Origin of the sequence: Microvirga antarctica (genome assembly GCF_017921815.1) — a bacterium.
GTDB classification, from domain to species: domain Bacteria; phylum Pseudomonadota; class Alphaproteobacteria; order Rhizobiales; family Beijerinckiaceae; genus Microvirga; species Microvirga antarctica.
On the sequence record NZ_JAGEMM010000004.1, the window covers coordinates 133,361 to 157,465 of the forward strand.

Here is a 24,105-nt window from a genome sequence, read left to right on the forward strand (position 1 = left end):
CATGTCGAAACTCCTGGTCAAGCCGAGCCTTCCGGATGCGCACGGGCGTGTTCATGCGGTCACGCCGGATTCCGCCGGCTGGACCTATGTGGGTTTCGAGGTTTACCGGCTGAAGGCGGGCCAGCGCGTCCGGCAGGAAACCGGTGGCCGGGAGGCTTGCATCGTCATGCTGTCAGGCAAGGCGAGGGCGGAGGCGGCAGGGCAGGATTTTGGCGTGATTGGCGGACGCGCGTCGCCCTTCGCGCCGGATCCCTGGTCGCTCTATGCACCGGCTCAGGCCGACTGGACGATCACGGCCGAAAACGATTGCGAGATCGGGGTCTGCACCGCGCCGGCGAAGGGCACCCTGCCGGCCCGCGTGATTCGCCCCGATCAGGTCGGCCAGGAGACCCGCGGCACCGGCACCAACACGCGCCATGTCCGCAACATCCTGCCGGAGACGGAGCCTGCGGAGAGCCTGCTGGTGGTCGAGGTCATCACACCGCCGGGCCATTGGTCGAGCTACCCGCCGCACAAGCATGACCGCGACATGCTCCCGGCCGAGTCTCTTCTTGAGGAGACCTATTATCATCGGCTGAACCCGCCCTCCGGCTTCGCGCTGCAGCGGGTGTACACGGATGATCGATCGCTGGATGAGACGGTAGCGGCCAGTGACGGCGACGTGGTGCTCGTGCCGCGAGGATATCATCCGGTCGGTGCGCCGCACGGATATGAATTGTATTATCTCAACGTGATGGCCGGACCCAAGCGCGTGTGGAAGTTCCACAATGATCCCGACCACGCTTGGCTGATGAACAAGTAGCCCGCGTCAGCCCTGGGCGGCAAAAATCGCCCGCGCCTCGTCGCTGCTCGCAGGGGGGATTCCAAGCTGCGTCGCCGCGTCTGCCACACATCGCACGAGCGCCGCATTGTCGGGGGCAAGTCTCCCATCCGGCAGGTGGAGATTGTTTTCGAACCCGACCCTTGCGTGGCCGCCGAAAAGGGCGGCGGCGGTGACGCAGGCCGCCTCCCGTCGTCCGAAGGCGCACACACCCCAGGGAAGTGCCAGTTCCCACGCATTCATAAAATCAATCACCTCCACCGGGTTGGATTGTTCGCCCGCGGTGTAGCGCCCCAGCACGAACAGTACGCTGGCCCGGGTCGTCGGAATGAGGCCGCGCCGCCCGAGGGTCTGGAAGCGGCGGACTTCGTCAGGGCTGTAGAGGATGTGCTGGATCAGACAATCGGTTCGCGCGCATGCTTCGAAGAAACGTGCGGCCGCCATCTCCGATGCGTCGTCAGGCATGATCTCCTTGAGGGCGATCGAGCAGGCTTCCGGTCCGACATCATCGACCAGGTCCATCTGCTGTTGGGGCGTGTAGCGGCCAACGGCCTCGGTGGTGATCTGGATGATCACCCCCGCACCTGCCTGGCGCCGAATCTCTCGCGTGGCGTCTCGATATGCATCGGCGTCGAGCACGTGACGACCTTCACGGTCGCGCACATGGATGTGCACCATGGCCGCACCCGCGGCGACGCAACGAGCGGCGTCGTAGCCGATCTCGGCGATGGTGAGCGGGATCTGCGGATGGTCGCTCTTTTGACGCCGTGCGCCGTTAGGCGCGGACGTGATGATCACCGGCCCGGTCATGCGAGCGGGGTCTCCCGCTGCTTGATCTGCAGAATTTCGATCAGGAGCCGATCGCGCTCGGCCTCGAGGTCGGCGATCGTCCGTCCGCCGGATTCCGCATCGACGCCCGCCACAATGGCCGCCTTGACCCCGTCAGTGAGGGTTGGACTCCCCAACGATGCCCAGCGGCGCTCCTGGCTCGGTCCGAGATGGTCGAGATAATGCGCGATGCCGCCGTCTCCGCCGCCGAGATGGTACGTCATGTGAGGCCCCATGATGGCCCAGCGGAGGCCGGGGCCCTGACAGATGGCCGCATCGATATCGGCCACGCTCGCGATCCCCTGGTCCACCAGATTGACGGCCTCGCGGTACAAGGCGGACGATAATCTGTTGGCGATATGCCCCGGGACTTCGCGCTTGAGGACGACGGGCCAACGCTTCAGGGAACGATAGAATTCACAAGCACGCGTTACGACATCGTCGTCGACGCCGACGATCTCCACCAGAGGCAGGAGGTGGGGCGGATTGAAGGGATGTGCCACAATATGCCGGTGTGCGCGGGGACAGTCGACGACGATGCGGCTGCGCAGAAGCGCCGATGTGCTGATGGCCACGATCGCATCCGGTCGTGCCGCCGCATCGATCCGTGCCAGCAAGTCCCGCTTCAGGATCTCATTCTCGGGCGCGTTCTCCTGAATGAAATCGACGTGACCGACGGCGTCTTCAAGAGTCGGCACGAACCGGAGATCGCCCTGCTTGGAAAAGCCCAGCTGCATGAGCTGCGGCCGCGCCCGTTCGACGAAGGCCCGCAGCTTCTCCTCCGCCCCCGGAGCAGGGTCCGCCGCCGTAACGTCGAGGCCCGCCGCGCAGAAGAGCGCGGCCCAGCTCGCGCCAACGGTTCCGCAGCCGATGACGGCGACCGATTTGACGGGATTGCGTGACATGGCGGCCTCCCTCATGAAATCACACCGCCGTCGCGGATCGTGTCCTTGCAGGCCGCACGGAGCAGCCTTCCGACTTCCGCCACGCTGCCGCCGGTTGTCAGCCCGTCGAGCGCGGCCAGGAGACCCGGCACGGCGGACGGTTCAAACGCATGGCTGAACAGTTGCGTCGCCTTCTGGCGCCGTTCCTGCGCGGTGAGCGGATTGGACACATCGCCCTTGGGAAAATGCGCTGTGGCCGAGAACGTCGATCCGTCCGTCATGGTGACGGTCACCACGGCGGGCCGCCCCGCGGGATATCCCGCGTCGAGATCGGGATCGTGCTTCACGCGAATGCGCGCGGCGAGCGCGCGCACGCGAGGGTCTGCAAGAACGTCGTCCCGGATGCTGGTCGCATCGAGGGGGCCCGTCAGGAGTGCGATGGCGACGGCAAAGGGGATGCTGAAGCGTGCCGAGAGATCATTTTCCGGCTTATCCGTGTTGTACTCGAGCGCGTAGCCATAGCTGCTCACATCGACGCGCTCGACCCGGTCCGGATCCACCCTTTGCTGTGTGATGATCTCGACTAAAGCGTCATTGATGCCATTGAGATGCGCGCAGGTGGGATGAACCTTGTAGTAGGCCTGCCGGCATTCGTAGGACGACCAGGTGTCTTCCGGCGTCAAACCATCGATCAGCAGGCTGGGGTCAAATCCGGCGCCTGCGCGCGGGCCGAAGAAGGACTCGAGGGTTCCCGACAAGCTGGTGAGGCCAAAGACGGCCGCCTGACCGGCCGTCACGCCGGTCGAGGCTCCGAGACCGACGTAAAGATGGTGGACAGTTGCGCCCGCCAGGGGCGTGTCGCGATAAGGGAACAAGGCCACGGCAGCCGAGCCCTCGATGGCCTCCGCGAGGGCGTTCACGTCACCCTCTGAGAGAAGATGCGCGGTCGCGACAGCGGCTCCGATGGTCCCAAACGTCCCTGTATCGTGAAGCAGCGGTTGCATGCCGCCCAAGGCGCGCCCGACGCGCGCCGACACTTCGTAGCCCGCGACAATCGCAGACAGCAACTGCGCGCTCGATGCGCCAATGGTCTCCGCAACTGCGAAGGCAGCTGGCAGAACGTGGCTCATGGGATGACCCCGAGCGATCCGGTGTCCATCCTGCAACTGAAGGACCGTCGTTGCGGCCCCATTGGCCAGCGCCGCGGAATTGACGGTCGTTGGACGCGACGATCCCACCACCGTGCAGACCCCCGAATCCTCCGTCATCCGTGTAATGGCGGGCCGAAGCGACGGGTGAACGCTGCCGGCCGCGATGACCGCGAAGGTGTCGATGACGAGGTCGCGGATCTGAAGGCGCACGGCTTCCGGCGTCGTCGTCCACGTCGTCGCAGATGCTGCGGAGGCGAGGCGGCGAGCGGGGGTCGATCCAGGATTTCCCATCATCAGTCTGTCTCGCTTCGTTTGCTGTGCTTGAATGCAAAGTTACGTCAGGTCTTCCTTTTGACCCTCGCTTGCGGCGCCACCGGCCAGCATGGCGTGGAGAAGCGCATCCTTGCGAACCACGGGCGCAGGGTATGCGCTGCGGCCGGGTTTCAGACCGAGCGACAGGAACATCTCGGCGAGCTTATAGGTCAGCGGGCCGGGGTTAATGACCGGCACAGGCAACTCCGCCGCGAGAAACTCGGCCGCCTGGTGCATCGTGGTCGATCCCAGGCAGATTACGTCGGCACCGTCTTCCTCGATGCATTGCCGGGCGACGGCGAGCATCCGCGGGAAGACCTTCTCCTCCTTGCCGTCCAGCAGCGCCGAGAAGTCAGGTGGCGTGTCGAACGAGCGGACTGACGCGCATTGCTTCTCGAGGCCGTACTCGACAATGGCCTTCTTGTAGCGAGGAAGAGCCGGTTCCCATTGCGCCAGCACGGAGAATTTCGAGCCCAGTGTCAGGGCGTAGAGCATGGACGCGCGACCTGGCGAGACCACCGGAATATTGAGAACCGAGCGCAGTGCCGCCATCCCGGAATCGCTCATGGTGTCGATGCAGACGGCGTCGAAACCGTCGTCCTCGGCGCTGAGGCCCGCCTCGAAGATCGCAAGATCCATCAGCGTCCAGTCATGGGGGCTCATGAAGGATGTGGGGCCGGCCGTCACCGGCCGATAAGTGAGCTCGGTATCGGAGTCGAGTTGCACGTATTTCTGCTGCTTTTCCCGATTGGCGAGTCCCTCGGCGTCGAGGGCGAACGGGACAATGACGAGGATCTTCGGCATGGTTATGCTCCCTGTCCGGCTGTGGCCGCAGCAGCCGCACCGGCGGCTCCGATCGCGCGGATCATGTCCTTCTTCTCGACGAGAGGCGACGGATAGGTGGAGCGGCTGTGAACGAGATTGAGCTTGAGGGCTGTCTCCGCAAGCCGATAGCTGAGGGGGCCGGGATTGATGACCGGGACAGTCAGCCGCTCGGCCAGATAGGCGTGCGCCTGGTGCATCGTGGTCGAGCCAAGGATGATGACATCGGCGCCGTCCTCGTCGATGCAGCGTTGCGCAGCCTCGAGAAGCTTCGGAAACACGTCGTCTTCCTTGCCGGCGAGAAGCTTGCGATTGTCGGGCTGGACGCCGATGGAGCGAATGGACGCGCATTTGTCGCGCAGGCCGAGTTCGCCGAGCGTCTTGGTGTAAAGCGGTTTCCAGCGATCCCACATCACGAGAACCGAGAACCGCTCGCCGAGCATCAGGGCCGTCAGCATCGCGTGACGACCAGGCCCGATGACAGGGATATTGAGGATTGAGCGCAAGGCAGACATGCCGGAATCACTCATGGTGTCGATGCAGACGGCGTCGTAGCCGTCCGTCTCCGCATCGATGCCCGCATCGAGGATCGAAAAATCCGCAAGTGTGAAGTCGTGCTGGCTCGTATAGCTCGAGGGGCCCAGCCGGACAGGACGGAAATCGAACGCGATATCGGCGCCGAGCCTGACCGAGTCGAGCTGGGTTTTGCGACGAGACACTTCCTCATCGTTCATTGGAAATGGCACGATGACCAGGACGCGTTTCATGCGATCTTCCCCTTGTCGTCTTGTTGCTGCGGTGTGGCTGCGGTCACGAGGCGCGCGGCGGCGATGCCTGCGAGCCGGCCCAGCACGGTTGCGGATAAAAGGCCATTGCCCGACATGTATCCCCAGGACGACGGGCCAGACAGGCCGCGGGCAGCGCCTCCGGCCGCGAACAGATTGGGGAGCGGCGCGCCATCCGTCCTCAGGACGCGGGTTGCCGAATTGATCGCCAGGCCGCCTTGGGTATGAAACAGCGCGCCATTGACTTTGGCGGCAAGGTAAGGTGGCGACAGGGGAGGCTGCTGCGTGAAATCCCGACCGAAAGGATCGATCGCCGTCCCGTCAGCATAGGCTTCGACCTGCTCCATCGACCGCTTCAGGGCGTCAACCGGCAGACCGGTGACGGCCGCAAGCTCGTCCACGCTTGAGGCGCGCTTGACCGCGCCGAGAGAGCAGATCTCCTTGTAGTCATGGAAGGCGAGGGCCGGCTTTTCACAGCGCTCGTCGTAGATGTTCCAAGCCAGATGATCCGGTTGGCGGATCACCTCCTGCGCGTGCTCCGAGTAGCCCTTCATCTCGTTGGCGAAGCGCTCGCCCGTCAGGTTGACCTGAAATCCCCCTTGCGTCATGACCGCCCAGGTCAGAGGAAGCCCGTGCGGATAGGCGACGGATCCATGGCCCTGATAACTCCCCATATCGGCAAGCTGGGCCCCCAACGCTTTGCCCCAGTCAACGGCATCACCGGTGTTCGATGCGTGACCGTAATATTCCGCGTCTGCCATTTCGGGAATGAACTGCGACACCATCTGGCGATTGCCGCCGAAGCCGTTGCACGCAAGCACAAGGGCGTCGCAACCGACCCGCTCCAGTTCTCCATCGGGACGTCTGAACGACACCCCGACGATCGTCCCATCCTCGGTCGCAAAAAGATCCTCGACGGAGGCGCCCGTGATGAGATCGATGCCGGCGCGCTCGGCGGCTGAAAGGAGCGACTGCTCCAGTTCCGAACCGGTCTGGCGAAGGGGGCCGTGCATGCGCAGCCGTGAGTGCCCCGGATAGTAGAAGCTGTCGACGAGATGCAGTTCCACCGCATGGTCGTCGGCCAACCAGTCGATCGTCGGTCCGGACGCTTCCGCGACGGTTCGAACGATCACCGGGTCGCTTTGGCCCTTTGCCTTTGCGTTCAGGTCGGCTTCGAAGAGATCGACGCTATCGTCGATTCCCTTCTCTCGCTGAAAGCGGGTGCCAGCCGCGGGAATCAGGCCCGCCGACAGGGAGGTGCTGCCGGTTGGATTTTCATCGCGCTCGAGAACGAGCACGTCGGCACCCGCGTCATTGGCCGCAAGTGCTGCGGTCAGACCGCACGACCCTGCCCCGACGATGACGATGGGCACCCGATACTCGAATGTGGCCTCATGGGCCGGGCGAACTGTCATGGTGGCTGTTTCCGCTTCCGCTATGGATCGTGAGATGAGTCTCAGTAGGCGGCGCGCGCCGCGTCGGGCACGCCGTAGCGCTCCTCCAGCTCCCGCACATCCTGCATGCCGACGAGATCGAAGAATTCCTGGAAGCTCGGAACCTGAGGGGCGATGCTTGCAATGGACTCTTCCTCGCGCAGGGTCGCCAGGACGCCATCCGCTGCCCGAATGGCGGCGAGCATCAGCCAGTTCGGATAGATGATGAGCTTGAAGCCGAGCGCCGCGATCTCCGACTTGGTGAGAAACGGCGTCTTCCCGCTCGTCGCCATGTTGTAGAGCGTGGGCGCTTGCAGTCTTTCCGGGATGGCCTTGAGATGTTCCTTGCCGGGCGATTCGACGAAGAGAACGTCGGCTCCGGCCTCGCGGTAGCGTTCGGCGCGCTCCAAGGCGGCCTCGAGACCTTCGAGGGCAAGCGCATCAGTGCGGGCAATCAGAACGAAGTCGCCATCAATCCTGGCATCTGTCGCGGCCTTGATCTTGGCCACCATGTCGGTCGTGGAAATAAGCTGCTTGCCCGCGAGATGGCCGCACCGCTTTGGCAGCACCTGATCTTCGAGATGGATCGCCGCGACCCCCGCCCGTTCGTAGAGCTGGATCGTGCGGCGCACATTGAGAGGTCCGCCATAACCGTTGTCGGCATCTGCGATGAGCGGAATGTCACTGATCGCGGTGATCCGAGCGGCGTTGTCGACCATTTCGGTGAGGGTGAGCAACCCCACATCCGGCATGCCAAGTTTGGCCGCAGACGTGCCTGCGCCCGACATATACATGGCGTCGAAGTTGTGGCGCGCCACAAGGCGGGCGTAGAGCGGGTCGACGACGCCCGGAGCCATGATCGCGCCTGGCTGCGCCAGAAGCTGGCGAAGCTTGGTCGTTGGTCTCAGTGTGGCGGTCATTGAGCAATCCTTCCGATCGACTGCGACGCCCGAGACGGGCAGCCGCGGTCTTGGCTAGAGGCCGAGATATGTCTTGCGCAGTCGCGGATCGGCGAGCATGTCGCCCGAAGGTCCCTCAAGCGCGAAGCGGCCCTGTTCGAGCACGTAGGCGCGGGAGGCGATCGCCAGGGACTGGACCACGTTCTGTTCGACCAACAGGATCGCGAGTCCCTCCTGGCTGATGCGCTGCACGAGATTGAACATCTCCTCGACCATCAGTGGTGAGAGGCCGAGAGAGGGCTCGTCCAGAATGAGCAGCCGCGGCTCTGCCATCAGGCCCCGGCCAATGGCGAGCATCTGCTGTTCGCCGCCCGAAAGGGTTCCGGCGAGCTGGCCGAGGCGCTCCCGCAATCGCGGAAAGATCGTGCACATGCGCTCGAAATTGACGGCCATCCGCTCGCGCGCCCGGCGATAGGCGCCCAGCTCCAGGTTTTCCTTCACGCTGAGATTGGGGAAGATGCGACGGCCTTCCGGAACCTGCAGAATGCCAGCATCCACCACCGCTCTTGGCGAGGCACCGGTGATGTCGACGGTGTCGAACCGAACGGTCCCTTCTCGTGGCTTGATGATGCCACTGATGACGTTGTTCAGGGTCGATTTGCCGACGCCGTTCGATCCGAGAACCGCCACGATCTCCCCATCGCCGATGGTCATGCTGATGCCCTGAAGCACATTGACCGGTCCGTAGCCGGCCTTGATGCCGTTGACCTCAAGCATTGTCGCTCTCCTGCTTGAGACGCTCGGCTGCCCCGTGCCCGAGATACGCCTCGATGACGGTGGGGTCGGCGACGAGTTGAGCCGGCGTCCCGTGGGCGATCATGCGGCCCTGGTTCAGCACGTAGGCCTCCTCGGACAGACTCATGACCGCCTGCATGACGTGCTCGATGAGCAGGATGGTGACGCCGGAATCGCGGATCTTTCTGATGGTTGCGACGATCTCGGTGATCTCGCTGGGAATGAGGCCGGCCATCACCTCGTCGAGGAGAAGCAGCTTTGCCTCCGTGGCGAGGGCGCGCGCCAGTTCGAGGCGCTTGCGGCCCGCCACAGTCAGCGACTGCGCCGGCTGATCCAGCAGAGGACCCATCCCGACCTGCTCGCCGACAATGGCCGCCCGCTCCAGCGCCTCTGCCCGGCCACGATGACGCAGATGCGCGCCGATGGCGATGTTCTCCCGAACGGTCAGGCCGGCGAAAGGCTGCACGATCTGAAATGTGCGGGTCAGCCCAAGACGGCAGATGGCATGCGGTGGCATGCCTGTAATGTCCCGGCCCTCAAACTGGATGCGACCGGAATCGGGCGTGACAAAACCGCCGATGATCGCAAAGAGAGTGGTCTTTCCCGCTCCGTTGGGTCCGATCAAGGCGACGATCCGGCCCTGGTCGACCTTCAGGGACGCGTCGCTGACGGCCACAAGACCACCGAAGCGCTTGGTGACGTTCGATACGGATAGCATCAGCGATCCTCCGGCATGGCGGTCGGCGCGGCCCGCCTGGGGCCGATGCGGCGAGCAAGACCGACGATTCCGTCCGGCAGATAACGCAGGATGACCATCAGCACCACGCCATAGAGCACAAGGTTCAGCCCCGGTGCGCCGCTGACGAGATGCTTCGCGGTTTCGCCGAGGCCGTGGATGATCAGGGTCCCCACCAGTGGCCCCCAGACGGTGCCGGCGCCCCCGATGATCGGGCCCAGGAGCGCTTCAATCGACATCGTGGATCCGAAAGCGATGGGCGCATCGATGAACAGGTAGGTCTGCAGATACGCGACGCCCGCCGCACCGCCGATCGCCCCCGACAGCATCATGGCCAGCACCTTCGTGCGGAATGTGTCGATGCCCAGAGCCTTGGCGGCCTCCTCGTTCTCACGGATCGCGATGAGATAGGCGCCGAACCGCGACCGCTGCACCGCCAGCGTTATGAGCATGGCGACGACGACGAGGAACAGCACCAGGGCATAGGTGGTGGATCGGTCGGCAAACTGAAAATTGGCGAGACCCGCCTTGTAGGGGACGAGAATGCCCTGCCCCCCGCCGCTGATCTCGAACGAACTCGCGAGGATCCGGAGCACTTCGGCGAAAGCGAGTGTCACCAGCGCAAAGTAGGAGCCGCGCAGGCCATAGCGAAACGAGAGGGCGGCGATGAAGCCCGCCACCGCGGTCGCCGCCACGATGGCTGCGACCGCCGCAAGCCAGGGATTGATTCCCCAGCGGACCTGCAACATCGCCGTCACATAGGCGCCGGTTCCAAACAGCGCCGCATGGCCGAACGACATCTGTCCTCCGAACCCGCCCAGCAGGTTCCAGGCGACGCTCAGGATCGCCACGATCAGCGCGTTGATGGTGAAGCCGAGCCAGAGCTGGGATGGCATGACGAGCAGTGTGAGCAGGTAGGCGCAGATCCCGCCATAAAGTACCCATTCGCCGAACGATGTCGTTTTCATGCTGCGCGCCGTCCAAACAGGCCTGACGGCCGAAACAGGAGGATAAGGATGAAGGCGAGGAAGATGCCGATCTGCCCGAGGCTCTCCCCGAGGAAGAGGCCGCACAACGCCTCGATGACACCAAGCAGGAGGCCGCTGACCAGCGCCCCCATGAAGCTCCCCATGCCGCCAAGGACGACGGTCGTGAACGCGACGAGCACGAACGCGTAACCCACCTGCGGGGTCACATAGAAGGTTGGCAGGAGAAGGCAGGCGGCAGCAGCCACACAGGCCGTGCCGATGCCGAAGCACATGGCGTAGGTGTGATCGACATCGATGCCGACGAGTTCGGCGCCACGCTTCTCGATGGCGACCGCCCGGATGGCTTTCCCGAGCCGGGTCCGGCTCATGATCAGCCAGAGGATCACCGCGGCGACGAGGGCCGCCACGAACGCGATGACACGTGGCAGCGGGATGAAGGCCGGCCCGATCTCCACCATGGTGTAAGCGTAGGGCAGCGAGATCGTGCGCGTGTCAGACGTCCAGAAATAAAGCGCCAGATTGTCGATGATGATTGCAAGCGCGAGCGTCACGAGGAGGACATTCTGCTCCTTGCCCAGGCTGAACACCGAGATGACACCGCGCTGCAAAACATAACCCAGGACGAAGAACACGGGCACGACGATCAGCAGAGCGAGGTAGGGATCGATCCCGAGAATGGCGTACAGAAAGTAGACGCCATAAAGCGCCAGCATCAGCAGGCTGCCATGGGCGAAATTGATGATGTGCAGGACGCCGTAGATCAGGGTGAGGCCCAGTGCAACGAGCGCGTAGATCGCGCCTGTCGTCAGACCACCCAAAATCGCCGGCAGGACCAGGGACCACATGGTACGGCTCTTTCAAACTTTGCCGGAAGGGTCGCGGGCGCGTGTAACGGCGCCCGCGAGCAGAAGGTCAGGAGCCGGTCAGCCCCGGGGCGGCATCGGGAAAACAGCCTCGGCGGTGGCGTATTCCTTCGGGAAAACCAGCTCGATCTTCTCACCGCGGATCTGGGTGTTGACCGGCTGGGCAGCCTCGTTGTTGCCGTTCACGAATTTGGTCGGGCCATAAGGCATGATCGAGCCAGCATAGGTGGAACTGGCCAATGCTTCGATCAGCTTCTCGCGGTCGGGAGACGCTGCCCGCTCAAGCGAATCCGCAATGAGCTGGATGCACGCATACGCCACCATGATGTCGTAGGTGAGATCAAGCTTGGCGTCCGCCGTCTTCTTGGCCAGTGCCTGTGATTCCGGCTTGCGGGGGTCGTACCAATGGTTGCAGTCCATGACGTACTGGGCAGCATCGTTGTGCTCGCGAACGAATTTGATATTCGACGCTGCACCCCCGAGAATCGAGTAGATCGCCTTCGCCTCGACTTTCTGCTGGCGCAGCGTCATGGCAAGAAGCGTGTACTCGTTGAGGTAGTTCGACGGAATGATCAGGTCGGGCTTGGCGGCCTTGATGCGCAGGACGATGTTGGTGAAGTCGCGCTGCGGCGTCGGGTGGCCGATGTTCTCCACCACCGTCATGCCGATTTGCGGCAGGCGCTCGTTCAAGAGCTTGGACATATTGGAGCCGAACGGGCCGTCCTCGTAGACGATCGCCACGGTCTTCACGACATTTTTGGCATTCTGGTTGAGAAGCTTGAGGTTCTCAAGCGCGGTGCTCGTGCATTTGTTCACGCCTGGCGTGAAGCGGAAAACGTTCTTGAGGCCGCGTTCGACAACCTGCTCGGCCGTTCCAACGTCGAAGACCTGGGCGAGGTTGTAGCGTGCGGCGGCCTGCGAGCTTGCGAGACCGAGCGCGCTCGCCTGACAGCCGATGAACGCCGAGACGCCGGCTTGGGCAAGCGTGTCGACCGCCGCCGCAGCCACGTCAGGACGGGATTGCGCGTCCGCCACCACGGCTTCGAGCTTGGCGCCGCCGAGGCTCTTGATGCCGCCTGCCGCATTGATCGCCTCGATGGCGAACATGGCGCCAGCCCGAGCCTGCGTGCCATTATAGGCCAGGTTGCCGGTAAGCGGCTCGAGAATTCCCACCTTCACGGTCGGCGTCTGAGCGCGCAGTACGGTCGGAGCGGCAACGGTGCCGGCGAAAGCCGTCAGCGCAAGGCCCGAGCCGCCTACCTTGAGAAAGCCGCGGCGGCTGAGGGGAAAGGGGCCGAATTTCGTTTCGTCGTTTGACATTGGTTGATCCCTGAACTGGAGGTTTTCTTATGAGTTGAGCTGTCGCGTTCGCGGCAACTTTCGCCGGTGAGCTGGCCTCACCTGTTGATCCATTTCATCTCGTCGAGATAGCGTGCCTCGAAGCTTTCGATCTCCGGCAGGTAGCCCAATGTGAGCTCCACCTCGTCCACACCCTTCATGATGCATTCGCGCCAGAACGGGTCGATCTCGAGATTATGCAACGTCCCGTCTGGCAGCGTCACGACCTGCGAATCGAGATCAATGGAAATCTCCCGATCGGGTCCCCTCAGCAGGTCCTCTCGGAGACCTGCCACCACGTCGTGCGGAAGCCGGACCGGGATGAGGCCGTTCTTCAGACAATTGTTGTAGAAGATGTCGCCGAAGCTCGGGCCGATCAGCGCTTTGATGCCGTAGTCGGACAGCGCATAGACGGCGCCTTCGCGCGACGACCCACAGCCGAAATTCTCATCCGTCACCAGGATGCGCGCATGGCGGAAGGGCTGCTGGTTCAGCACGAAATCCGGACGCTCCGTGCCGTCGCTCTCGAACTTGAGATCATGGAACAGAAACGAGCCGTAGCCGACCGTGCGATCGACCTTGAGGAACCGCGCCGGAATGATCTGATCGGTATCGACATTGCTGCCCTCGAAGGGCGCCGCAAGAGCGGTTTCGCGAATAAAGGCGTCCATCATTGCACTCCCGAGCGAGCGCCCATGAACTGACGGACGTCCGTCAGTCTTCCGGTCAGCGCTGCGGCTGCGGCCATGGCCGGGCTCATCAGATGCGTGCGGGCGTTGGGGCCCTGGCGACCCACAAAATTCCGGTTGGATGTCGAAGCGCAGCGCTCCTGGGGCCGCACGAAATCGCCGTTCATGGCGGCACACATGGAGCACCCCGATTCCCGCCACTCGAATCCCGCGTTGCGGAAAATCGCGTCGAGCCCCTCTGCCTCCGCGGCCAGTTTGACGCCGGTCGAGCCGGGTACGACCATTGCGGGAACGACGGCCCTGCGGCCATCGAGCACTGCGGCAGCGGAACGAAGATCCTCCAGCCGGCTGTTGGTGCAGGATCCGATGAACACCCTGTCGATGGCGATGTCCGTCAGGGCGGTGCCTGCTTCAAGGCCCATATAGCGAAGCGCGCGCGCGACGGCATCCTGCCGCTGCAAGTCGGCCTTGGGGTCGGGGCCCGGGACGTGTCCGCTGATCGGCAACGCGTCCTCGGGGCTCGTTCCCCAGGTAACCATCGGCTCGATCGCGCTGCCGTCGATCGACACTTCACTGTCGAATCGGGCGTCATCCCCGCTCGGAAGCGTGCGCCAATAGCTGACCGCCGCATCCCAATCCTGCTCATTCGGCGCGAAAGGTCGGCCGTGGAGATAGGCAAATGTCGTGTCATCCGGTGCGACCATCCCGCATCGAGCCGCTGCCTCGATCGACATGTTGCAAATGGTCAGGCGCTCTTCGATGCTCATCGCCCGCACGACGGCGCCCGCATACTCGATAGCATGCCCGCCGGCCCCGGCCGCGCCGATCTTGCCGATGATGGCGAGGATGACATCCTTTGCGTGCACTCCCCTTGCCAGACGCCCGTCGATCGTGATGCGCATGGTCTTCGGACGGGCCTGCCAGAGCGTCTGGGTGGCCATCACATGGGCGTTCTCGGATTGGCCGATCCCGAAGGCGATGGCGCCCAGGGCCCCGTGCGTCGATGTGTGACTGTCACTGCAGACGAGGGTTAGCCCGGGAAGTGTGATGCCTTGCTCCGGACCCACAACGTGCACAATCCCCTGACGCGGATCGCGCAAGCCGAAATTGCGAATTCCGCCCCAACTCATGTTCTCGTCGAACTGGCTGATCATCCGGGCAATTTCGGGCGTCGCGGCGTCGCCGATCATCCGCCCGGTTGTGGGGACGTAATGGTCGGGCGTGCCGAACATCTGTTTGGGCTTGCGAACGGTCAGGCCGCGCCGCTTCATGTCCGCAAAAGCGTGGAACGAGCCCTCGTGAATGATATCGCGATCAATGTAGATCAGCGATGGCCCCTGAGCGCGCGCGACGACCACGTGACGATCCCAGATCTTGTCGAACATGGCCTTCGTGCGACTGCCCGCGTCACCCATGTGGTCCGTCATGCCCGATCCCCTTCTTGCTTCGGGTTCATGCGTCACTCTGCTCGCGAAAGGCTGCCAGGATCTGTGCCCCCGTTGCCGGCCAAACCGCATCGTGGCCGAGAATGTAGTCCAGCGCCTCGCGCACGTAACTGACGCGATACGGCACGCCAGACACCCAGGCATGGAGCGGAATGCTCATGACCCGCCCGCCATACTGCTCGGCTTCACGATAGAGCACGTCGAACCGGTCCTTGAGCTGTTGGACCCACGAATCCTCGGGATGATGGAAATCCATCAGGACTGTGCGGTCGTCGGTTTCGTAGGCGTTCGGCATGGCGAAGATCGGACCCGACTCCGTCTTCATGGCGTAGGGCATATCGTCATTGGCCCAGTCGCACGCATAGGCGATGCCGTGTTCGGCCAGGATATCGGGCGTTGCGTAGGATTGCGCGCGTCCAGGCGACAGCCAGCCGGTCACGGGCTGGCCGGATGCCTCGCGCAGCAGGCGCAGGGTATGGCCCACCAGATGGCTCTCCTCCTCACGCGACAAGCCGCTATGATGCACATGCTCCATGTCGAGACCATGGCCGACGATCTCCATCCCGGCGGAGACGAGATCGGCCAGCATCAAGGGGTAGCGCTCGGCAAGGATTCCGTTGACGGCGACAGAAGCCGGAATGTTTCTTTCCTGAAGCACCTCGAGAATACGATAGATGCCGACGCGGTTGCCGTAGTCGCGATTGGTGTAGTGGCGGAAATCCGGGAAAGGCATCGTCAGGCTGCCGGGCGCCCGAAACGGCTTGCCGGTCATGTCGAGGGGAAACCACTGCACGGCGGGCATCACCCACAGCGCAATGCGCGCACCGTTCGGCCACACGATGGGCTTGCGGTCGAAGAGATGAGACCAGCTATAGCGGTCGTGGTCCATTCCATGACGGCGCGCCGGGTAAATCAGATAGTCGTCTGGGAGAGGCATGATGGTGTGTCCTCACTCAAGCCTGAAGCGCGGCGATGTCGGCGGCCATGCGGTCATAGGAATGAGCATAATAATGCTCCGCGATCTCGCGTCCGGTCGCGAGCCAGACGTCGTCATGCTTGGCGATGTGCTGCAGCGCCTCCGCGAAAGGCTCGATGCGATGAGGCTGCCCCACGAGGTAAGGGTGCAGCGGGATGCACATCACCGTGCCTGAGCGCTCGCCTTCCGCGTAAAGCTGATCGAACTGCCGCTTGATGATTTCGCCATAATGGCGCGGGGAGGAGAGGTTCGAATTGTAGACGATGACGTCGTTCATCTCGAGCGAGTAGGGCATGCTGATCAGGCGGCCGGATTTCACGTTGACCGGCATGGGCTGATCGTCGTGGAAGAGATCGCAGGTGTAGAGAAGGCCATATTCAGCGAGAAGATCCATCGTCCAAGGGTTGTTCGACAGAGCAGGTGCAAGCCAACCCGCGAGCGCCTGTCCGGTCCATTTGCGGATCGTCTCGATGGAATCCTCGATGATCGCGCGCTCCTGGTCGGGGCTCATGCCGTAGGTGTATCGGGTGTTGTAGATGCCGTGGGAGTAGAACTCCCAGCCACGCTTGGCACACGCCTCGATGATCTCCGGGTGATGCTCGCAAAGCGCGACGTTAAGCGATACGGACCCGCGAATTCCCGCGTTATCCATCGCCTCCATCATGCGCCACCAGCCGGCACGATTGCCGTAATCGCGCTGGGAATAGGCCAGGACATCCGGCAGGGGCCGGCTCCACGGCACACGCTGCGGGTTCGGCGGCGGTGCGTACTCGTAGTATTCCACGTTCGGTGCGACCCAGACGGCAATCTTGGCGCCGTTGGGCCAGGTGATCTTCGGGCGCCGGTTATAGGGGATGAAGCCATAGAGGCCTGGATCACTCGACATCGCGCTACCTTAGGTGGCTGGCTTGTAGGATTCGTAATACGCAAGCACGTCGGCAACCGGCACGACGTCACCGTACTTGATGGCAATGTCGTAGAGGTTGGCGAAGTGCGGGCTCTCGTGCTTGTCCGCCACGCATTCCTCCGGCACGACGACGCGGTAGCCGTGTGAGAGCGCATCGACGACGCTGGCGCGTACGCAGCCCGAGGTCGAGCCCCCAGTGAGGATCACCGTGTCGCACCGATGCCACACCATCAGTGAGGGAATATGCGTCTCGTGAAACACGGAGGCCATGCGTTTGTTGACGATGACGTCGACGACGTGGTCGATGGCAAGACGGTCATCGAATTCGGCTCTGCGCGAGCCCACTTTGATATTCTGCAGTGAATCAGGCGTATTGCTCCGCGTGCCCCAGACGCCGCAATCCTCGCCGGATTCCATGTAGGCGACGTACGTCCATACAACGGGCAACTGCTTGGCCCTGGCAATGGTGGAAAGCCGATTGATGTGGTCGATCTGCTGCGGATCGGTCTCATAGGCGCCGGCGAATTCGCCGACATTCGTGTACGCCTTCTGCAGATCGATATTAATGAGAATCGGCTTCTTGCCGAACCCAAAACGTGGACGAACCGGCTTGGCCTTGATCGCCTCATACAACTCGCGGGCCGTCTTGGTCGAAAGCTCCACAGCCGATCTCCTAGTGGTTCGATAAATGTATGGTGGGGGTGTTTGCCGTTTTTGCGGCCCAGCGGGCGCCAGCGGCGGGTGGCTCCGCAGGGGTGGAGGCGACGGCCGGTCGAGGCACCATGTGAATCCGACGTTTCATCAGTCACCTTTCCCAAGCAAGAAGCGAAAAGATCTCTGGCGATCGACGCATGCAAAAGTCTTGCGCACGCGGTCAAATATCATAAAGATATATCTTTAGAAGAATGTAAAGCGGTCTTTGGAATGGTTCGAGAGAAAACTTTTCCCCAGAATTGGTATAATGTGGCACCCCAGCGCTTTGGGCGGAACGCGTGGGAGGGGTCCCGGCAGGTTCCGGCCTCTGGCTTGCACGAAGGCGAGGAATCGCCAATAGGATCCGGCGTTGAAGCGGGTGCACCCGGTGGCTGCCGCTGCCTGACTTATGAGGTCTGACATTGATGGGCCGCCCAGTTTCAAGAAAACGTTCGCAGGAACCTGAAGCGTCGGGCGACACGCGTTTTGGCTCCGATCGCTCGCCGATTCCGCTCTACCACCGGATCTACGTGATCCTGCGGGAGCGGATCGTCAACGGCACCTACAAGGTCGGTCAGACGCTTCCCAGTGAGGCGGAGCTCATGGAGCGCTTCGGCGTCAGCCGCATCACCGCCCGGCGCGCGCTTGATGAGCTGTCGCTCGAGGGACTTGTGGATCGGGTCAGGGGGCGTGGTACGCAGGTTTCGGCGGGTGCTGCTCCGCGTGTTGGCGGCGTCCCGATCATCGCGGGGATCGACGGATTGATGGCCAATCTGTCGATCATCGGCCAGCAGACGACCGTCGAAGTGTTCGAATTCGCCTATGTGGTCGCTCCGGACACGGTGGCGACAGAAATGCAGTTGGGTCCCACCGATCTCGTTCAGCGAGCCGTGCGCGTCCGCAGCCTTGCCGATGGGCCGTTCTCCATGTCGACGACGTTCGTGCTCGAGCGGATCGGTCGCACGTACACGCAGGAAGAATTGGTGGCGATCCCGCTCATCGACCTGATCACACGGGCCGGGACGGCGATCGGCCACGTGAAACAGAGCATTACGGCAGCGCTGGCGGATGAGATTTCAGCCCAGCGGCTTGGTGTCCAGCCCGGCTCTCCGTTGTTGAAGCTCAGGCGCGTGTTCTACGACGCCGACAACCGGCCCGTGGACTACGTCGAGATCTTTTATCGTCCTGATCGTTTCGAATACCGCATGACGTTGTCCCGCGGCGCCGACAACAAATTTCAGCTCGACCGCAGCTAGCCGGACCGACAGGACGCCTCCAAGGACAGGGCCTCGCAGTTCGGCCAAGATTATGTCGGACAGCGTCTCCTCCGCAAACTTACCCGTGGGGGGATAAGGTCACATGCGTTCATTCATGATCCCGGTTGTAGGTTTTCTGGCGCTTGTCATGGGCGGTTGCGCGGTGTCCGGTTCCCTTAGCACCGCGACGGTGACGACGGATGGGCGGGACATCAGCGTCCAGAGCAGCGACTGGGGTGGGGCGCTCGCCTGCGACTCTGCCGACGTCAACCTATGCTCTGCGGCTGTCCATCGGTCGCGCGTCCCTTGATGATGGCAGCGCGAGGCACCGGGATGGCTTTCCCCCTCTCGTGCGGGCTGGTAAAGCAAGGCGATGTCGTACAAGGTTGCCGCCTTCTATCAATTCGTCCCACTGCCCGACTTCCGCGATCTCAAGGATCCGCTGGATCGGCTTTGCGTGCGCCTGGGCCTGAAGGGGTCCATTCTGCTTGCGGCTGAAGGAATCAATGGGACGATTGCGGGCGAAGCCCGTGCGATTGACGCTTTCATCCACGAATGCCTGACCGGCGCCCTGTTCAGCCACCGTCTCGACAATCTCGAGTTGAAGTTGTCCACGGCCGCCGAGATGCCTTTCCGTCGCTTGAAGATCCGACTCAAGAGGGAAATCGTCACACTCGGCGACATCGCGACCGATCCGACGCGGCAGGTTGGGTCTTATGTGGAGCCCAAGGCGTGGAACGCGCTGCTCGATACGCCTGATCTGCTGCTCATCGACACGCGCAATCGGTTTGAGGTCGCACTGGGCACATTCGAGGGCGCCCTCGATCCGGGGATTGACCGATTTAGCGAATTCCGCGATTTCGTCGATCGCCAGCTCGACCCGCGGATCCACAAGACGGTCGCCATGTTCTGCACGGGCGGCATCCGTTGCGAGAAGGCGAGCTCCTTCATGTTGTCCAGAGGTTTCGAGGCCGTTTATCACCTCAAGGGCGGCGTCCTGAAGTATCTCGAAACCGTTCCGGAGGCGGACAGCCGGTGGAACGGCGAGTGTTTCGTTTTCGACGAACGGGTGGCGTTGAGCCATGGCCTCGTGGAGAGAGCGCTGGCCAGAGGAGACACAGACAGTGACTGACCTTGAGACACTGGGCGCCCGCGTGGATCACCTCGAGATGCGTTTTGCCCACCAGGATCATGTGATCGACGAATTGAACAACACCATCACCGAGCAGTGGAAGCACATCGATGCTCTGACCCGACGCCTTGTCGCGCTCGGTGATCGTGTGCAGGAGGCTGCCGTCAACGCGGGCAGCTCCGCGCCGGAACCCCCGCCGCCTCATTACTGAGGGACCGTCGCCCAGCGGGGCTCGCGTGATGGGGGCGCGCAACTCCGGTTCATTCTCGTCGAGTTGAGGAGCACTCACATGCCGCACGATTCGTTTGTTCTTGCGCTCTCCTGCGCCAACAGACCCGGGATCGTCGCCGCGGTCTCGACGCATCTGTTTCAATCGGGCTTCAACATTCTCGACGCGCAGCAATTTGACGATGTCGAAACCAATAATTTCTTCATGCGAATCGTCTTCGACACTGTCGATTCCACATCGGAGCCGGCGGCGGCCGATCTCGCAAGGGCGTTCGAACCGATCGCCATCCGATACGGCATGACATGGAGTCTTCGCCACGAATGTCAGCGCCGCCGGGTCATGCTGCTGGTGTCGAAGTTCGATCATTGCCTGAACGATCTCCTCTATCGCTGGCAGATCGGCGAGCTCCAGATGGATATCAGCGCAATCGTGTCGAATTACCCGCGTGAGACTTTCGCTCACGCGCATTTCGGCGATATCCCGTTCTTCCATCTTCCGGTCTCGAAAGCGACCAAACGGGAGCAGGAGGCACAACTCTGGGCGCTGATCGAAGAGACCGAAACGGATCTCGTGGTCCTCGCGCGCTACATGCAGATCCTCTCCGATGACCTCGCGGCCAAGCTCACAGGGCGGTGCATCAATATTCACCACTCGTTCCTGCCAGGCTTCAAGGGCGCAAAGCCCTATCATCAGGCTCACGAGCGCGGCGTGAAGTTGATCGGAGCGACATCTCACTTCGTGACCGGCGATCTCGACGAAGGCCCGATCATTGATCAGGACGTCGAGCGCATCTCACACCGGGATACACCGGAGGATCTCGTTCGCAAGGGCCGTGATATCGAACGGCGGGTGCTGGCGCGCGCAGTGCGCTACTATCTTGAGGATCGCGTCCTGCTCAGCGGCAAGAAGACGGTCGTGTTGACCGGGTGAGACGGAGGGTGCGGCTGCTCTCAGCGGCGGACAACCTCGTCCTCGCGCGCATCTCCTGGAACAGCCAGGCTCTCAAGGGCGGCATGGTGACGGGCCGACCGGGCGTTGCGCTCGCGGATGACCTCGCGTCGCCACTCGATCACTCCGGGAATGAGCGCGCAAGCCGCGCCGCCGACCGCGTAGGCTGCGAAGGCTGCCAGCCATCCATAGGGCAGGGCGAGATAGGCCGAAAACAGCCCGCCCACGAGCCCAAACAGGAATATCGATATCATGAGACCGCATCCTCCAGCACTGCACCAGAGGTCTCCAACAGGGTCTTGAAGGATTCTGCCGCGCGCCTCTTTGCGCGAAGCGACGCCTCCTGCGCGCATTTGTCGAAATGAGCGCTCTTGTTAATGACCTGGAGGTTTGGCGCGCCCCAGAAGGCTAGCAATTCCGGCCACGGCCGGTCCCGATGGTCTGCCCAGACGGCAAAGAGTGGGGTTCGGTGATCGACTTCGGACGTTTTCAGAAGACGTTTGCCTGTGGCCGGACATTTCCGGCCTTGACGGACTTTGAGGCTTCGCAAGTGCCCCGTCGGGGCGGCCCAGAACTCCCAAGCGACCACGCAGGCCGCGTGCCATGTCGCATTCTTGTTGGGGTGATCGTCGCCCCAGAGGTCTATATGCCACCCCAAACGGTAGACCGGCTGTCCGCAGACGCAACAATGTCCAGGACCGAGCGAATACTTGGCCTCCCGGTAGGGTGCGGGTGGGGTGCGGAACGATATGGGTGAACCGCTCCCCGCCTCCCGATCCAGCTGCCAGGTCCAAGTTTCGGGAGCCTTGCTCTTCGCCGCCAGCGCTCGGCACAGGCGATCGGCGAGCAAGGGGCGGTGCCGCCAGTAGGATTCGACGGCACGGCGCTGCGTCGGCGGCGTGAACGGTTGGCGCAGCGCATGCGCGAGGACGCAAGGCGGGAAATCAGCCGACAGCCTGCGGGCCAATCGGACACGGGATTTCTCGTTTCTCTCGTCTCGCCAATTGGACATGTGCTCGGGCGCTCTCGGAATCTGATGTCGCTCGTTGAAGGTCCGGGGGGCGACCCTCCCATAACCCTGTTAAAGAATCACGAAGGAAACGGTCGCAGGTGACAGAATTTCATTGCGTCGGCGGCAGGTTAGACATTCCGGCAGGGAGCCGCTGGTGGTCACTTTTTGAACGACCCTGGCGGACCGTAGGGACTGGATACGACTTCGATGCCGTTCTCGCAGAAGCCCTTCTGCACGGCCGTAAGAACCGCCTTCTTGATGGCAAACTGCTGGCCAGCGCGCGCTTTGAACTTCCCCCGAATAATCAGGGTGCCGTCCTCAACGGCGGATATACCCTGACTCTTGAAGGTTTCGAGAAGGTCAGGCTGAAGCTCAGGGTCCTCGGCAATGGACTTGCCGATTTCCTTGAACATCTTTCGGACCTTCTCGACATCGGTGTCGAAGGCCACCCGGAAGGCGAATTTTTCGATCACCCAACCTCGGCTGAAATTGACGACTTTTCCAATCTGACCATATGGCACGCTCGCGAGGGCTCCGCGGGCGTTGCGCAGACTGACGGAGCGGACGGAGATTTTCTCGACCGTTCCCTTGGCGCCCGGCGCTTCAATGTACTCGCCCAGGCGGAATGCGTCATCGATGAGAAAGAAGAGACCGGAAACGATGTCCTTCACGAGGGTCTGAGATCCGAAGCCGATGGCTATGCCGAAGATGCTCAGACCTCCCACGATCGGCCAGACATTGATGCCGATGGCGATGAGGATGGTAAGAACGGTCAGACAGAGCAAACCGATTTTGATGGTGCCGCTGAGCAACGGCAGAAGAGTCCCCAGACGTGAACGGGGCCCTCCCACCTCGACGAGGGTTCCGCTATGGCCCTCCGACTGAGCGACGCGGCTCGTAAAGGCACTGACGGAATTCCACAGGAACGCCGCGGCCAGCGAGATCAGACCAATCTCGACAACACGACGCGCAATCTCCGCTGCTTCAATTCCGAGAGCCGTCAGCAACGGGAGAATCCAGAGGTAAAGAAGCAGGCAGACGATAGCGATCGCAACGACGAATCGCGTGGTTTTGCGCAGGGCTACCGCGACGATGGGAAGGGACGGTGAGTTGACGCCCCGCTCAATCCACTGCGCCACGATCCGGTCGAGATGAGGGGCGATCAGCACCAGGATCAGGGTGGAGAAGATGGCCAGGGGAGGCAACGGGCGACCCACGGTTGTTCCAACCTGAAGGGCGATCCACGTCATGACGATCACCACAATGGCAATCCAGGGCCAACTGGCGGCGATATGCTGCCGGGCGCGCGATGCGGTTCCCGGTGGCGCGATCAACGCCTCGACCACGTGTCGATGGCGGGCATAAGCGTAGACGAGAAGCAGCATCGCGGGAATCGACACGAGGATTGTCCCGACAACATCCCGCAGGGCCGGGCCAGTGTCGTAGATCCGTAAAGTCGCCGTGAGAGCAATCCCCAGCAGTCCCCAGAGAATCCCGAACTGGATCGTGCGGGAAAATCCCTCGGACCCCGGCCGGGAATCCTCCGCCCCGTCACGAACCTCCCCTCTGAAGAGGCTCTGCAAACCCGCGCGAACGAGAATATAGAGGGTGACCGCCATGACCCATATTCTCAGGATCCGGCGCAGCTCAAGATCCGCCACGGTGAAGCGGGTCAGAAGGAACATGGCCGCGAAGACGAGCAAAGTCGCGCCAATGCGCACGCCTGCCCGTCTCCAGCCTTTGGCGTCACCATGACGACGGTTCATGAGTCGCTGCGCGAGGCGTGTCAAACCATAGGTCAGGAGAGCCGTTCCAACCAAAAGCAGGACGAGCGTGCCGATCGTCAGGCCTTTCGCCCCAAGGCTGAGCTGAAACGCGCTCCAGTCATCGCCGATCAGGCGCACCGACGTCAGCCGAGCGATCAAGCCTTGTTCGAGAGTGCCGGAGGCCTCCTCGATCCGCGAGACGAGTTCGGTCGGGTCGTTGTTCAGCAATTCGGCCTCAGCCATCATCGGTCCCCACAGCCGCTAGTCAGAATAGCGATCTTTTGCCGTTAAGGGATTGTTATCCGTTGAAATGGTGAACGCGACGCCGCAGTCGACGCGCTGAGGAGTGGGGAACGCGGTTCAGCGACAGCAGAAGCCTCCGCCTCCAGCCAGGGCC

General features: G+C 62.6%; 24 protein-coding genes. 5 read left to right on the forward strand and 19 right to left on the reverse strand.

The window, feature by feature from the left end; all coding sequences use genetic code 11:
• Position 1: 1 nt before the first annotated feature.
• Entirely contained in the window at positions 2-802 is an 801-nt protein-coding gene (iolB, locus tag J4G32_RS13890) for a 5-deoxy-glucuronate isomerase (protein ID WP_210495476.1), read from the forward strand.
• Positions 803-808: 6 nt separating this feature from the next.
• Here iolB and J4G32_RS13895 read toward each other — a convergent pair whose 3' ends face one another.
• The 17 genes from J4G32_RS13895 to J4G32_RS13975 form a co-directional block, all read right to left on the reverse strand.
• Complete coding sequence (locus tag J4G32_RS13895) at positions 809-1,630, reverse strand: beta-keto acid cleavage family enzyme (protein ID WP_210495481.1); 822 nt, start codon at positions 1,628-1,630, stop codon at positions 809-811.
• Positions 1,627-2,553: a 3-hydroxyacyl-CoA dehydrogenase NAD-binding domain-containing protein gene (locus J4G32_RS13900; RefSeq protein WP_210495483.1), complete on the reverse strand. Its 927-nt coding sequence runs from the start codon at positions 2,551-2,553 to the stop codon at positions 1,627-1,629. The genes J4G32_RS13895 and J4G32_RS13900 overlap by 4 nt, the downstream gene beginning before the upstream one ends.
• 11 nt (positions 2,554-2,564) lie before the next feature.
• Complete coding sequence (locus J4G32_RS13905) at positions 2,565-3,977, reverse strand: MmgE/PrpD family protein (protein ID WP_210495486.1); 1,413 nt, start codon at positions 3,975-3,977, stop codon at positions 2,565-2,567.
• 39 nt (positions 3,978-4,016) lie between these two features.
• Positions 4,017-4,799, reverse strand: a complete 783-nt coding sequence (locus J4G32_RS13910; RefSeq protein ID WP_210495489.1) for an aspartate/glutamate racemase family protein — start codon at positions 4,797-4,799, stop codon at positions 4,017-4,019.
• 2 nt (positions 4,800-4,801) lie between these two features.
• Positions 4,802-5,584, reverse strand: a complete 783-nt coding sequence (locus tag J4G32_RS13915) for an aspartate/glutamate racemase family protein (RefSeq protein WP_210495492.1) — start codon at positions 5,582-5,584, stop codon at positions 4,802-4,804.
• Positions 5,581-7,017 carry an FAD-dependent oxidoreductase gene (locus J4G32_RS13920; protein WP_210495497.1) on the reverse strand — a complete coding sequence of 479 codons (1,437 nt, stop codon included), beginning with the start codon at positions 7,015-7,017 and terminating at the stop codon, positions 5,581-5,583. Before J4G32_RS13920 ends, J4G32_RS13915 begins: the two co-directional genes overlap by 4 nt.
• Before the next feature lie 41 nt (positions 7,018-7,058).
• On the reverse strand, positions 7,059-7,955 hold the full coding sequence (locus J4G32_RS13925) for an isocitrate lyase/PEP mutase family protein (RefSeq protein WP_210495501.1): 897 nt from the start codon (positions 7,953-7,955) through the stop codon (positions 7,059-7,061).
• A gap of 54 nt (positions 7,956-8,009) precedes the next feature.
• Positions 8,010-8,711, reverse strand: coding sequence for an ABC transporter ATP-binding protein (locus J4G32_RS13930; protein WP_210495507.1), 702 nt, complete (start codon positions 8,709-8,711; stop codon positions 8,010-8,012).
• The gene (locus J4G32_RS13935) at positions 8,704-9,447 is read right to left on the reverse strand and encodes an ABC transporter ATP-binding protein (RefSeq protein WP_210495511.1); all 744 of its coding nucleotides are present in this window, start codon (positions 9,445-9,447) and stop codon (positions 8,704-8,706) included. The genes J4G32_RS13930 and J4G32_RS13935 overlap by 8 nt, the downstream gene beginning before the upstream one ends.
• On the reverse strand, positions 9,447-10,433 hold the full coding sequence (locus tag J4G32_RS13940; RefSeq protein ID WP_210495515.1) for a branched-chain amino acid ABC transporter permease: 987 nt from the start codon (positions 10,431-10,433) through the stop codon (positions 9,447-9,449). Before J4G32_RS13940 ends, J4G32_RS13935 begins: the two co-directional genes overlap by 1 nt.
• Complete coding sequence (locus J4G32_RS13945; RefSeq protein WP_210495519.1) at positions 10,430-11,299, reverse strand: branched-chain amino acid ABC transporter permease; 870 nt, start codon at positions 11,297-11,299, stop codon at positions 10,430-10,432. The genes J4G32_RS13940 and J4G32_RS13945 overlap by 4 nt, the downstream gene beginning before the upstream one ends.
• A gap of 78 nt (positions 11,300-11,377) precedes the next feature.
• On the reverse strand, positions 11,378-12,637 hold the full coding sequence (locus tag J4G32_RS13950; RefSeq protein ID WP_210495523.1) for an ABC transporter substrate-binding protein: 1,260 nt from the start codon (positions 12,635-12,637) through the stop codon (positions 11,378-11,380).
• Positions 12,638-12,714: 77 nt separating this feature from the next.
• On the reverse strand, positions 12,715-13,326 hold the full coding sequence (leuD, locus tag J4G32_RS13955) for a 3-isopropylmalate dehydratase small subunit (RefSeq protein ID WP_210495528.1): 612 nt from the start codon (positions 13,324-13,326) through the stop codon (positions 12,715-12,717).
• Positions 13,326-14,771 (reverse strand): 3-isopropylmalate dehydratase large subunit, encoded by a 1,446-nt coding sequence (gene leuC / locus J4G32_RS13960; RefSeq protein ID WP_246505065.1) that lies wholly within the window; start codon positions 14,769-14,771, stop codon positions 13,326-13,328. The genes leuD and leuC overlap by 1 nt, the downstream gene beginning before the upstream one ends.
• 25 nt (positions 14,772-14,796) lie before the next feature.
• Entirely contained in the window at positions 14,797-15,726 is a 930-nt protein-coding gene (locus J4G32_RS13965) for a polysaccharide deacetylase family protein (protein ID WP_210495531.1), read from the reverse strand.
• Between the two features lie 16 nt (positions 15,727-15,742).
• Positions 15,743-16,651 carry a polysaccharide deacetylase family protein gene (locus J4G32_RS13970; protein ID WP_210495534.1) on the reverse strand — a complete coding sequence of 303 codons (909 nt, stop codon included), beginning with the start codon at positions 16,649-16,651 and terminating at the stop codon, positions 15,743-15,745.
• A 9-nt stretch (positions 16,652-16,660) separates the two neighbouring features.
• Positions 16,661-17,335, reverse strand: coding sequence for an isochorismatase family protein (locus J4G32_RS13975; RefSeq protein WP_210495539.1), 675 nt, complete (start codon positions 17,333-17,335; stop codon positions 16,661-16,663).
• 455 nt (positions 17,336-17,790) lie between these two features.
• Here J4G32_RS13975 and J4G32_RS13980 point away from each other — a divergent pair, with 455 nt between their 5' ends.
• The 4 genes from J4G32_RS13980 to purU all read left to right on the forward strand — a co-directional run bounded on the left by J4G32_RS13980 (position 17,791) and on the right by purU (position 20,912).
• On the forward strand, positions 17,791-18,621 hold the full coding sequence (locus J4G32_RS13980) for a GntR family transcriptional regulator (RefSeq protein ID WP_210495542.1): 831 nt from the start codon (positions 17,791-17,793) through the stop codon (positions 18,619-18,621).
• 373 nt (positions 18,622-18,994) lie between these two features.
• Positions 18,995-19,753, forward strand: a complete 759-nt coding sequence (gene trhO / locus J4G32_RS13985; protein ID WP_210495547.1) for an oxygen-dependent tRNA uridine(34) hydroxylase TrhO — start codon at positions 18,995-18,997, stop codon at positions 19,751-19,753.
• A complete protein-coding gene (locus J4G32_RS13990; protein WP_343232653.1) occupies positions 19,746-19,964 on the forward strand; it encodes a SlyX family protein in 219 nt (72 codons plus the stop codon). Before trhO ends, J4G32_RS13990 begins: the two co-directional genes overlap by 8 nt.
• 78 nt (positions 19,965-20,042) lie before the next feature.
• Positions 20,043-20,912: a formyltetrahydrofolate deformylase gene (gene purU, locus J4G32_RS13995; RefSeq protein ID WP_210495556.1), complete on the forward strand. Its 870-nt coding sequence runs from the start codon at positions 20,043-20,045 to the stop codon at positions 20,910-20,912.
• Positions 20,913-20,932: 20 nt separating this feature from the next.
• On the opposite strand, the gene J4G32_RS14000 is transcribed toward purU, so the two are convergent.
• Both J4G32_RS14000 and J4G32_RS14005 read right to left on the reverse strand, forming a co-directional pair.
• A complete protein-coding gene (locus J4G32_RS14000; protein ID WP_210495559.1) occupies positions 20,933-21,184 on the reverse strand; it encodes a hypothetical protein in 252 nt (83 codons plus the stop codon).
• A 916-nt stretch (positions 21,185-22,100) separates the two neighbouring features.
• The gene (locus tag J4G32_RS14005; protein ID WP_210495563.1) at positions 22,101-23,951 is read right to left on the reverse strand and encodes a mechanosensitive ion channel family protein; all 1,851 of its coding nucleotides are present in this window, start codon (positions 23,949-23,951) and stop codon (positions 22,101-22,103) included.
• Positions 23,952-24,105 lie beyond the last annotated feature (154 nt).